Source organism: Vagococcus fluvialis (assembly GCF_003337315.1).
GTDB lineage: Bacteria > Bacillota > Bacilli > Lactobacillales > Vagococcaceae > Vagococcus > Vagococcus fluvialis.
The window spans coordinates 60506-73373 of the sequence record NZ_QPJV01000006.1 but is presented as its reverse complement, the minus strand read 5'-3'; the positions used below and the strand labels follow the sequence as shown (position 1 = coordinate 73373).

Below are 12868 nucleotides of genomic sequence, written 5' to 3'. Positions count from 1 at the left end.
ACTAATATTCAAATGATTTGGATAGGAAGTTCAGATCATTTTTTATTTAAACAAACTACTTACTGCTGCATCTACTTTAGTTTCATCTGCAATATAAGGTATTGTGATATGATCACTACCTTTACGCATTTCATTGTACTCAATTGAAGTTGTAATAGCATTCTCATTACGTGCCCAACTACGACGAGCTACTCCACCCATTGTATCCCATGAGATAGCTGATTTGATGATTTCATCAGTTAACTCGCTACCATCAAGTACTAAACCAAATCCACCGTTAATAGATTTACCAATACCAACACCACCACCATTATGAAGAGCAACTAAACTCATGCCACGAGCAGCGTTACCAGCATAACATTGTGTTGCCATATCAGCTGTGATATTACTTCCATCTTTAATGTTTGATGTTTCACGGAATGGTGAGTCTGTTCCTGATACGTCATGATGATCTCGACCAATCATAACAGGTCCAATTTTTCCTTCTCTTACCATTTCGTTAAATTTAAGGGCAATATTAACACGACCCATAGCATCTTGATAAAGAATACGAGCTTCTGTACCAACAACTAATTTATTATCTTCAGCATCACGAATCCAATTATAGTTATCACGATCTTGATAACGACGTGTTGGGTCAATTACTTCCATGGCTGCTTTATCTGTAGCCATTAAGTCTTCATGTTTACGACTTAAACATGCCCAACGGAATGGTCCATAACCATAGTCAAATAACATAGGTCCCATGATATCTTCTACGTATGATGGCCAGATAAATCCATCTTTATCATCAATACCATTTTTAGAAATTTCTTTAATTCCAGTATCATAAATAGCTTTCATAAATGAGTTACCATAGTCAAAGAAATAAGTTCCCTTAGATGTTAATGATTTAATCACTTCAAAATGACGTTTTAGAGTTTCATCAATTAATCTATGGAATGTTTCTTGGTCTTCACCTAAAAGTCGTGTTCTTTCTTCAAATGAAATTCCAGCTGGACAATAACCACCTTCGTATACATTATGACAAGAAGTTTGGTCAGATAATAAATCTACATGAATATCATTTTCGTCAATGTACTCAAGTAAATCAACAATATTACCATGGTAAGCAATTGAAGTTGTTTCTTCCTTTTCAATATACTCTTTAGCAAGTTTCATTGTTTCTTCTGGTGTTTCAGTTACGTGAGAAATCCATCCTTGCTCTAAACGAGTATCAATACGAGAGCGGTCAACTTCAGCTACAATTGCAACAGCTTTAGCAATTTCTCCAGCTTTACCTTGAGCACCACTCATACCACCAAGTCCTGATGTAATAAATAATTTCCCTCTTAAATCACCGTCATCAGCAATTCCTAATTTCAAACGTCCAGCATTTAATAATGTATTAAATGTTCCATGAACGATTCCTTGAGGTCCAATATACATCCAACCACCAGCAGTCATTTGTCCGTAGTTAGTTACACCCATTTGTTCTCCGATTTCCCAGTCATGAATATTATCATACTCACCAACTAATAAACCGTTTGTAATAATAACGCGAGGTGCATCTTTTTTAGAAGCAAATAAGCCTAATGGATGTCCTGATTCAACAACTAATGTTTGCTCATCAGTCATTTCTTCTAAGTAGCGCATGATTAATTGATATTGCATCCAGTTTGAACAAACTTGTCCCGTTTCGCCATAAGTTACTAACTCATATGGGTAAAGAGCAATATCAAAATCTAAGTTGTTATCAATCATAACTTGCATTGCTTTAGCAGCAACACATTTTCCTTTATACTCATCAATTGGTTTTCCGTAAACACGAGTTTTTGGATACCAACGATAACCATAAATTCGTCCGCGAGTTCTTAACTCTTCTAAAAATTCTGGAATTACTTGATCATGGAATTTTTCTGGTACATATCTCAACGCATTTTTTAATGCCAATTTAGTTTGTGCTTCTGAGAGTCTAAATCCTCTATCTGGAGCCCGTCTAATTCCCTCTTGGAATACAGGCATATCTGGTAAAACTTCTGGCAACTTAATTGTCATTGCCTCACTAATAGTTTGGTTACTAATCATTTTACTTCCTCCTTAATATTTTTCAAAAAAGTCAACAAAATATGATACGTTACGATATCTTCTTTAAAGTTATCGTTCCTTTAGGTTATACCCATACTATAAATTACTTTAGTCAATTTAGAGTCTATCTGCAAGATAAATGCAATTTATTTTAAAAAATAAAACGTCAAAAAACCGTTTTCTCAAATTTGACTAAAATTAGATGGGCAAAGAGTAAAGTAATTACGAATAAATATTGTTATAATATATTGTAAATCAAAGGAGGAAAAAAACAACATGATCGCAGACAAAATTTTAACAAACTTCAGTCAGATTTTCTGCCCTACTGATTTAGGGAGAGCTTTAAAAGGAAAAGAAATGAGTGAAGCTACAATTATTGAAAATGGCTATATTGCCATTAAAGATGGTCTTATTTTAAAAGTAGGTCAAGGAACACCTGATGCTAGTTTAATTGGTGAAAGAACTAAATTAGTTGATTACAGTGGAAAACTGGCTTCTCCTGGTTTAATTGATTGCCATACTCATTTAGTATACGGTGGAAGTCGTGAAAATGAATTTGCTAAAAAATTAAATGGTGTTAGTTATTTAGATATCTTAAAAGAAGGTGGCGGTATTTTAAGTACTGTTCGTTCAACTCGTGAAGCTTCTTTTGATAATTTATACAATAAATCAAAACGTCTACTTAACCAAATGTTAGCTCATGGTGTAACAACTGTTGAAGCTAAAAGTGGTTACGGACTAGATTGGGAAACTGAGAAACGTCAATTAGAAGTTGTTAGAGAACTAAATCATACCCATACAGTTGATTTAGTATCAACCTTCATGGCAGCTCACGCTATTCCACCTGAGTATAACGGTGACGGGGATGCATTTATTGAAATGATTATTGCTGAGATGTTACCTAAAGTAAAAGAAGATAACTTAGCAGAATTTTGTGATATTTTCTGTGAAACAGGAGTCTTTACTGCTAAACAATCTCATCGTCTTTTATCTGCTGCTAAAGAAATGGGCTTTAAATTACGTATTCATGCAGATGAGATTGATTCAATTGGTGGCGTTGATGTAGCAGCTGAGCTTCATTCAGTAAGCGCTGAGCATCTAATGGCTGCAACTGATGAAGGTATTAAAAAAATGAGTGAAAATAATGTCATTGGTAACTTACTACCAGGAACTACTTTCAGTTTAATGGCTGATACTTATGCTCCTGCTAAAAAAATGTTAGAAGCTGATATGGCTATTACCCTATCAACTGACAATAACCCAGGAAGTTGCCCAACTTCTAACTTACAATTCATTATGCAACTTGGTTGTTTCAAAATGAGGTTAACACCTATCCAAGTCTTTAATGCTGTAACAATTAATGCGGCTTACTCTGTTGGTTTAGGTGAGAAAATTGGTAGTTTCAAAGAAGGAAAACAAGCTGATATTGCCATTTGGGACGCACCAAATGTAGATTATCCACTTTATTTCTTTGCAACTAACTTAGTTGAAGATGTTTATAAAAGAGGGGAAGTTGTTGTTAAAAAACAACAACTGATTTAATTAAAAACGACTAATCCTAAAAAGGATTAGTCGTTTTTAATAGGTATCATTAAATCGATAAAATCTTTTTCCCACTCTAAAGTTAGTGGTAAACTTGGCCCCTTATCTCCATCTATTCTTGACTGAATATCTACACCTTGTTCCATACTGGTTAACTCTAACTTTTCCGTTTCAATATAGGTTACAGCTTTGCCTTTTTTCAGCTCACCTGTAAACGCATATCTTAAATAAGTTAATACTTTAGAAAAAGACATATTATTTAAAATACTAACATGAAAAGCATTAGCATCGTGAATCGTATAATGTAACCCACCGACATAAGAAGTGGTTGTCGCTAAAGCTACCCACGTTTTCAATTCTTTTGTTTCTTTTTCTGTTTTGTAACGTATTAAATAAGAAGTTTTTCTACCAATATGTTTTAAAGCTTGATACGGATAAACAATTAAACCGTATTTTTGTTTTTCACTTTGTCTGACATCATTTGACATGTCTGCCAAGCGACCAAATGTAAAGGAGCTGATTATAGCCCGGTCATGACATTTTCCAATACTAATTTTTCTTGTTTTTCCCTCTATAATAACTTTAATTGCTTCTTCTACATTAAGTGGAATATGCCATCTCTTGGCAAAATTATTTATGGTTCCTCCTGGAATAATGCCAAGGGGAATGCTTTTTTGACTTCTAATAAATGCTGTCCCTACACAATTTAGTGTACCATCTCCACCGATTGCCACTACGCCATCTAGAGTTTCTAAGGAAGTCATTATTTTTTCAATAGCTAACTCTTCACTAGGGGCTGTTAAAAATTTCGACTCAATCTGAATTTTGCTTAGCTCTTCTTTTAATAGATTAGCTGTTTCTTCTGATTTTCCATCTCCAGCATTTGGATTAAAAAATATACCATATATCTTCATAAACAGGCCTCCTTTTACTAATCTTCTTATCCATTAAGTGTAACAAAAATTCTAGAATACTTCTGTTATCACTTACTAAATAAAGAAAAAAATAAGATTGGCATAAGCCAATCCTATTTTTTCATTAAATGATATCCTTGATTCTTTTCTAATTCATGTGTCTCAACTATAGTAAATCCCTTACGTTCATAAAATGAAATAGCAGCATTATTGTGAATCAAACATTTCAAACTAATTTCTTCACCTTCAAAATCAGAAACAATTTCTGCTAACAATTTACTTCCTATACCACTGCCTTGACTAGTTGCATCAACAAAAAACAAATGGATAAAATTGTCAGGAACATAAAAAGTTAAGAATCCAACCATTTTTTCTTCTTCATAAGCAATATAAATAGTTTCGACTTCAACTTGATCACTGAAATCTTCTAAAGTAACCTCGTCTTTATCAAGCCAAGTAGTCGTTTCTTTTCTTATTTGATTATAAAGTGACACTAATTCCTGTAATTCTTGTTGTTTTAAATCATGAAACAAATATTTTTTTATATTTAGCATAGTGCTCTCCTTAAGTTTTGACTACAACCCAAAGTCATCAAACTTACCAATTGTATGAACATTTTCTGATATACTAACAAAACTTTTTGGATCAGCTTCCTCAATTGCTTCTTCTAATAATTGCATCTCATACCTTGTAATAACAGTTAATAGAACTGATTTTTGCGCATGGTCATAAGCACCTTCAGCTTCATCATTTAAAACTGTAATTCCTCTTAAAAGTCTTTTTTTAAGTGAAGCAATAACTTTTTCAGGTTGACGAGTAATGATTAAGACTTGCATCTTTTGTTGTTTTGTATAAACAAAATCAGTTACTTTTCCACTAACGAAAATAGAAATCACACTATAAAAAGCATAGGGAAATCCAAATAAAAAACCAGCAGCAATAACAATAATTGTATTGATAATCACTGAAATTGAACCTATACTTTTGCCAGTTTTACGTCTGATAGCAATAATCCCAATATCAAGACCACCAGTTGCAATACCATTTTTAAGGGCTAAACCTAAAGCACTCCCTCCAACAGCTCCACCAAATAATGCACAGACTATTGGATCTTCAGTTAACACAACTCGCGGTACTAAAGCTATAGCGAAAGTTGCAAAAGTAACACTTATTAAGGTGAAAATAACTAACTTTTTATTCATTTTAAACCAACCATAAATTAGAAATGGAACATTTAAAATATAATAAATCACAGAAATTGAGGGTTCAAATCCTAAAAATTTCTCTGATAAAGTTGTTAAAATTTGAGAAAAACCTGTTATTCCACCTGTATAAATATTAGCTGGTCGCCAGAAAAAATTTAATGCCACAGCATACAATAAGGCATACAAAAAAGCAACCGTTAGCTTATGTGTATATTCTGAAATAGTTCCTTCTTTTTCTTTCAATTGCGGATGCACGAATTAAAACTCCTTCTTACTTCTCTAACCTGCGATTATTTTACCAATAATTTGACCAAAATCAGCATACATTTCAGATAAAGAAATCTCTACTTCTTCTTTTTTAGCCATATCTTTAACACGAACAATCTTATTAGCTAATTCGTCTTCCCCAATAGTTAAGACTACTTTAGCATTCATTTTATTAGCTGATTTAAATTGCGCTTTTGCTTTGCGGTTTAAATAATCACGCTCACTAACAAAACCTGCATTTCTTGCTGCTTGAGTTAATTTCAGCGTTTCCATATTAGTTGTTTCACCTAAACCAACTACATAGACATCAACATCAGTCGCTGTTGGAATCTCAACTCCCTCAGCTTCCATTGTAATGATTGCTCTTTCTAAACCTAAGGCATAGCCAAAAGCTGCATCATGAGTTTCTGGTCCATTAAATTCTTTAACTAATCCATCATAACGTCCACCTGCACAAATAGTTGTAATGGCACCATTAAATCCTGGAGCATTACTCATAATTTCAAATACGGTATGGTTATAGTAATCTAATCCACGTACCATGCGGTGATCAATTTCATAGTCAACACCTAAACCATCTAATAATGCTTTAACTTCATTGAAGAAATTAGCCGAATACTCATCTAGATAATCTAAAATAGAAGGTGCATTTTCAACGATCACTTTATCTTTTTCATCTTTACTATCTAAAACACGTAAAGGGTTGTCATGTAAACGGCGCTTGGAATCTTTACTCAACTCATCAAATTTAGGCTCTAAATAATCAATTAAAGCTTGACGGTATTTCATACGACATTCTCTTGTTCCAAGAGAGTTAATAACTAATTTTGTATGCTCTACTCCCAGTTCTTTGTAAAAATCTAAGGCAGATAAAATACCTTCCACATCAACAGCTGGATTACTACTTCCAATAATCTCTACTCCGATTTGGTGGAATTGACGCAAGCGACCAGCTTGTGGACGTTCGTAACGGAACATTGGTCCAATGTAGAATGCTTTATATGGGTTTTGATGCTCTGGCCCAAATAATTTGTTTTCTACATATGATCTAACAAGTGGTGCTGTGTTTTCAGGTCTTAAAGTAATATGGCGTCCGCCTTTGTCTTCAAAATCGTACATCTCTTTTGTTACGATATCAGTTGTATCTCCAACACCTCGAATAATAACTTCTAAATGTTCAAACATTGGTGTTCTAACTTCGTGTAAATCATATTTTTTAAATACATTTCTTGCAACACTTTCTACGTATTGCCATTTTTCTACTTCACCAGGTAGAATATCCATAGTTCCCTTTGGTTTTTGATAACCCATTTTATAAACCACTTCCTCTATTTATCATTATGTTCATAGTACAAAAAAAAGAGAGTCCACACAAGAGCAACTCCCTTTTTTATCACTTATTCTGCTACTTATTTAGAAAAATCGAATTCTATTTCTAAATCAACGGCTTCTTCAACAGCTTTAAGAAGAACACCACTTGTAATAACTTCTGTTGCTTTTTCTAATTCATCATAGATTTCAATGTCTTTATCATAATCAATAAAGTTAACATATTTTCTAAATGTATCATACGCAATTTGTGTTCCTTTACCCATAACACCACGATCTGAAACAAAATCAATCGCTTGACAAGCTGCCATAATTTCAGTAGCAACAATACGACGTGAGTTAATTAAAATATCACGAGCCGTACGAGCTGCTGTCGTTCCCATACTTACAAAATCTTCTTGGTTTTCACAAGACGTAATTGAGTCAACACTTGCTGGATGAGCTAAGATTTTATTTTCTGATGCTAATGATGCTGCTGCGTATTGAGTAATCATGAAACCAGAGTTCACACCTGGATGTTTAACTAAGAATGATGGTAAGCCACTTAAGTTAGTGTTTACTAAGCGTTCTACACGACGTTCAGAAACATTTCCAATTTCAGCTGCCCCAATTCCTAAATAATCAAAAGGTTGCGCCATTGGTTCACCGTGGAAGTTACCACCAGAGATAACATCACCACTACGAGTAATGATTGGGTTATCAGTTACAGAGTTAATTTCAATTTCTACTTTTTCTTTCACATAAGCAATCGCATCTTTACTTGCACCGTGAATTTGAGGCATACATCTTAATGAGTAAGCATCTTGCACACGTTCAGCTGTTGCAGGAGTTGTTAATGTACTACCAGCAATTAAATGACGAATATTTTTAGCTGTTGCTAATTGACCACTATGTGGACGAATAATATGTAATTCTTCGTCAAAGGCATTAACGATACCGTTATGAACTTCTAATGATAAAGCTCCAGCAATATCAGCTAGTTTCAATAATTCAATTGAATCATAAGTTGCTAAAGCACCGATAGCTGTTAAAACAGTTGTTCCATTAATTAATGCTAAACCTTCTTTTGCCTCTAAATGGATAACTGGCACACCAGCTTTTTCCATTGCTTCTTTACCAGTCATTAATTCACCGTTAAAGTAAGCACGACCTAATCCTAACATTGGTAAGACCATATGAGATAATGGCGCTAAATCTCCAGATGCTCCCAATGATCCTTTTTCAGGAATATGAGGAACCACTCCATTATTTAACATACCCATTAATGTTTCAATTGTTGATAAACGGATTCCTGAATAACCTTTAAGTAATGAGTTGACACGAATTAACATAATCGCACGAACTTCATCTTCTTTTAATGGATCTCCAAAACCACTTGAGTGAGTACGAATTAAGTTCTCTTGTAGTTGACGTGTTTCTTCTTGAGGAATACTCACTTTAACTAATGAACCAAATCCTGTATTAACTCCGTAAACAGTACGTTTACTTTCTACAATATCATCAATAATTTTTCTTGAGGCATTTACTGCTTCAACCGCTTCACTTGATAATTCTATTTTAACGCCACCACGTGACACTTCAATTACTTGTTCCAATGTTAAATCTTTACCATTTAATATAATTGTTTCACTCATTTTCATGTCCTCCTACTGACTTAAACCTATTTTATTTAGTTAACTCATTCATATTACCATTTATTTATCCTTAATATCACTTAATTAACTTGCTTGTTTTCTTTTTCCATTTAAGGCAAAGTAAACAATTGCTGCAATAACAATACCTGCAGCTCCGGCAATCAGACTCTTAGCATCCGCACCTTGAGCTAACATCCAAACGCTTACTGCAATTGCTAATATAGGAATCACCGGACCAAATGGTAATCTAAAAGCTGTCTTCATATCTGGGTTTTTCTTACGTAAGAATATTACTGCTAAAGCTGTTGGAATGTATTGGATGAATCTAAACACAACGCTTAGCTCAGCTAATTGTTCGAAACTACCACTTAGTAATAATAAACAAGTTAATACACAAGATATAATGATAGCGATATAAGGCGCTTCTTTAGAATTTTTCTTAGAAACAACTTTAGGTAGTAAACCTTCATCTGCAATTGATGCACCGTAACGAGGAATCATCATAGAATCACCTACGTTAAGTCCTAAGATTGAAATCAAAGCACCCACTGAAATTAACCATTTACCCCATGGCCCAACCATCATACCAAAGGCATCTTGTACTGGTGCACCACTTTCTAAAATCCCAACACCTAACATGGCAATCGTTCCAGCAATAATCATAAAATAAAGAACTGATACGATACTAATTGAACCTATAATCGCTTTAGGTACATTTTTCTTAGCATCTCTCATCTCACCTGCTACAACAGGTAATGCTTCAAATCCAATAAAGGCATAGAAGATTGTCATTGACGTTGAAGCTAAGGCTTTTGATAAAGTCATTCCTTCTTTTAACTGTAGAAACGGTGTAAAGTTTCCATTATCAAAGCCACCTTTAAGGAAGAATATTGCAATAAAAACAAAGGCAATAATTGGAATTAACTTAGCAATTGTTATTGTCACTGTAAAAATTTTTGATGTTTTTAATCCAGTACTATTAATAATTGATAAAGTAATAACAAGTGCAATACTAATAATAGTATTCATTCCTGTTAATGCAGGAAAAGCCATAATTAATAATTTAGCAAAACCTGATGCCATTGCTGACCAGGCTATAATAGTTACAAACCAACCTAATAAACCAACTATAAATCCAAAGAAATCTCCAAAAGCTGATTTTGAGTACTGAAAAGCACCTCCATTTTTATCAAAGTAACAAGACACTTCAGCAAAACAAACAGCTAATAATAAAACTAAAACAGCATCAAAAAGCATGGCAAGTAATGAAGCTGGACCTAAATCCATATAAATTGTTCTTGGTAATAAGAAGATCCCAGAGCCGACAACGGCGTTTATTCCGTATAACGTCGCTCCTCCTAAACTAAATTTTGCATTTTCTGTTTCTGAACTCATAGTGTTTCCCCTTTCTAATCGGTCATATCATCTAACTTTGGTTCTTTTAATCTAATCTTGTATATATATATGAAGAGATTATCAAAAGACTTCCTATCCAAATCAAATTTATGACGAAACGGACGGTTCACTTACGTTCTATTTCAAGTTTAGTCATGAATGCTTTGACAATTTTTGATCTTCTCTTATCATTTATGATCGGTTAATATTAACTTCTATTACTAAAGGTTCACTTTTTTTGTTATCACTATTTATTTCTATATTAGTTGTCGTTTTTAACTCACTTAAAACGAGTAATTCTCCTGTGTTAATTTTTATTTGTTGCTCCAATTCTTCAGTCTTTATCTTCAATTCTGCTGATTTTAGGGCATAGTAAATACACGTCACACCGCTTAATATCTGGGTGACATCTCCACTATACTTAGTTTTCATATTGCCTTTATAACCATTAGCATAAATAAGATTAAAATCTTGGCATTTACCGAAACTTTTTGTTAAATCACTTCCACTGAACTGATCGACTTCAAAAGGTTCAAGCTCAACGACTCTTAGCTTATCTACATTTCGATGATGTAATTCTAATGAATTATCTAAAGACATAATCAACCTTTCAAATCCAGGTAAACTTGTAAAGTCACTTTCCTCTAACTCAACAGTTGCTGTTGATAATCTGAAATCAAATTCTCTTTTGGCATAATCCCCATTTGGTGGGAAGAGAAACAATTCTGTTGTCTCTCCTCCACTCCAAGTTGAGGTTTTATAATCTGCCTCAGAGATTATAATTATTTTCATATTACTTACCCAGTCTTAGAATAGACCTGTAATATTACCTTCAGCATCAATATCAATTCTTTCTGAAGCTGGAGATTTTGGTAAACCTGGCATTGTCATAACAGCACCTGTTAAGGCAACGATAAATCCTGCACCTGCTGATACTTTTAAGTTACGAATTGTAACCGTAAAATCTTTTGGTGCTCCAATTAATGTTTGATCATCAGAGAACGAATATTGTGTTTTAGCCATACAAATTGGCATATTACCAAACCCTAGCTCTTCTAATTTTTGTAATTGTTTACGAGCAGCTGGTACGATGTCTACCCCTTTACCACCATAAACTTTTTGAACAATTTTGTTTAATTTTTCTTCGATACTATCTTCTAAATCATAAACAAATTGGAAGTTGTTAGGACGTTCAGTTAATTCAATAACTTTTTCTGCTAAATCTGTTCCTCCTGCACCACCATTTGCCCATACATCTGAAAGAACAACATCTACCCCACGCTCTTTACAAGCTTCTTCGACAGCTACTAATTCAGCATCTGTATCAAGTGGGAATTTGTTAATAGCTACTACTACTGGCATTCCATATACTTCTTGAATGTTTTGGATATGTTTATCTAAGTTAGTTAACCCAGCAATAACGGCTTCAACATTTTCTGGTTCTAATTCTTTCTTAGGAACTCCACCATGCATTTTAAGTGCTCGAATTGTTGCTACTAAAACAACAGCATCTGGTTTAAGGTTACCTAAGCGACATTTAATATCAATAAATTTCTCTGCACCTAAGTCAGCACCAAATCCAGCTTCTGTAATAGCATAATCTGCATATTTTAAAGCTAATTTTGTTGCAATAACACTGTTACAACCATGAGCAATATTAGCAAATGGTCCACCGTGAATAATCGCTGGTGTATGTTCTAGTGTTTGGACTAAGTTAGGATGAATCGCATCTTTTAGTAAAGCTGCCATAGCACCTTCAGCTTTTAAATCTCCAGCAGTAACTGGTTGACCTTCAAAATTATAACCAATAATCATTCGTTTTAATTTAACTTTTAAATCTTCTGGATCGTTAGCTAAACATAAAACAGCCATAATTTCTGATGCTACTGTAATATCATAACCATCCTCACGTGGCACACCGTTCACACGACCTTGAAGACCATTAACAATATGACGTAATTGACGGTCATTCATATCCACTACTCGTTTCCAAGTAATATTACGGCTATCAATACCTAAAGCATTACCATGGTGGATATGATTGTCAATTAAAGCAGCTAGTAAGTTATTTGCTGCACCGATGGCATGGAAGTCACCTGTAAAATGTAAATTAATATCTTCCATTGGAACTACTTGTGCATGACCTCCACCAGCAGCTCCACCTTTAACACCAAAAACTGGTCCTAAAGAAGGTTCTCTTAAAGCAATCATTGCTTTTTTACCTAGTTTATTAAAACCATCAGCTAAACCAACAGAAGTTGTTGTCTTACCTTCTCCAGCTGGAGTTGGTGTAATAGCTGTTACTAAGATTAACTTGCCATCTTCTTTTTCTTTTAAAGCTTCTAATTCATGCGCACTTAATTTGGCTTTATAGTTACCATATAAAGTGAGTTGATCTTCCTCAATTCCTAAAGGTTTCACCACTTCTTTAATAGGTTTCATTTCTACTTGATTTGCAATTTCGATATCTGATAAATGTGACATAGATAAACGTTCATCCTTTCTGTTTTAGAAA

At 33.9% G+C, this 12868-nt stretch carries 10 protein-coding genes; 1 reads left to right on the top strand and 9 read right to left on the bottom strand.

Going from position 1 to position 12868, the window contains the following annotated elements:
* Positions 1 to 42: 42 nt before the first annotated feature.
* Positions 43 to 2067, bottom strand: a complete 2025-nt coding sequence (gene hutU, locus DFR54_RS07495; RefSeq protein WP_114289697.1) for a urocanate hydratase — start codon at positions 2065 to 2067, stop codon at positions 43 to 45.
* Positions 2068 to 2343: 276 nt separating this feature from the next.
* Between hutU and hutI the strand changes: the two genes are divergently transcribed.
* Positions 2344 to 3609, top strand: coding sequence for an imidazolonepropionase (hutI, locus tag DFR54_RS07490; RefSeq protein ID WP_114289696.1), 1266 nt, complete (start codon positions 2344 to 2346; stop codon positions 3607 to 3609).
* A gap of 26 nt (positions 3610 to 3635) precedes the next feature.
* Here hutI and DFR54_RS07485 read toward each other — a convergent pair whose 3' ends face one another.
* The 8 genes from DFR54_RS07485 to DFR54_RS07450 form a co-directional block, all read right to left on the bottom strand.
* Positions 3636 to 4523: a diacylglycerol/lipid kinase family protein gene (locus DFR54_RS07485; RefSeq protein WP_114289695.1), complete on the bottom strand. Its 888-nt coding sequence runs from the start codon at positions 4521 to 4523 to the stop codon at positions 3636 to 3638.
* A 113-nt stretch (positions 4524 to 4636) separates the two neighbouring features.
* The gene (locus tag DFR54_RS07480; RefSeq protein WP_086342391.1) at positions 4637 to 5077 is read right to left on the bottom strand and encodes a GNAT family N-acetyltransferase; all 441 of its coding nucleotides are present in this window, start codon (positions 5075 to 5077) and stop codon (positions 4637 to 4639) included.
* Positions 5078 to 5098: 21 nt separating this feature from the next.
* Positions 5099 to 5971 (bottom strand): YitT family protein, encoded by an 873-nt coding sequence (locus DFR54_RS07475; RefSeq protein WP_114289760.1) that lies wholly within the window; start codon positions 5969 to 5971, stop codon positions 5099 to 5101.
* A gap of 36 nt (positions 5972 to 6007) precedes the next feature.
* Positions 6008 to 7306: a histidine--tRNA ligase gene (gene hisS / locus DFR54_RS07470; RefSeq protein ID WP_114289694.1), complete on the bottom strand. Its 1299-nt coding sequence runs from the start codon at positions 7304 to 7306 to the stop codon at positions 6008 to 6010.
* 98 nt (positions 7307 to 7404) lie between these two features.
* Positions 7405 to 8958, bottom strand: a complete 1554-nt coding sequence (gene hutH, locus DFR54_RS07465) for a histidine ammonia-lyase (protein WP_114289693.1) — start codon at positions 8956 to 8958, stop codon at positions 7405 to 7407.
* Positions 8959 to 9042: 84 nt separating this feature from the next.
* Complete coding sequence (locus tag DFR54_RS07460; protein WP_114289692.1) at positions 9043 to 10353, bottom strand: APC family permease; 1311 nt, start codon at positions 10351 to 10353, stop codon at positions 9043 to 9045.
* Between the two features lie 192 nt (positions 10354 to 10545).
* Positions 10546 to 11145, bottom strand: a complete 600-nt coding sequence (locus DFR54_RS07455) for a HutD family protein (protein ID WP_114289691.1) — start codon at positions 11143 to 11145, stop codon at positions 10546 to 10548.
* A gap of 15 nt (positions 11146 to 11160) precedes the next feature.
* Complete coding sequence (locus DFR54_RS07450; RefSeq protein ID WP_086342386.1) at positions 11161 to 12837, bottom strand: formate--tetrahydrofolate ligase; 1677 nt, start codon at positions 12835 to 12837, stop codon at positions 11161 to 11163.
* Positions 12838 to 12868 lie beyond the last annotated feature (31 nt).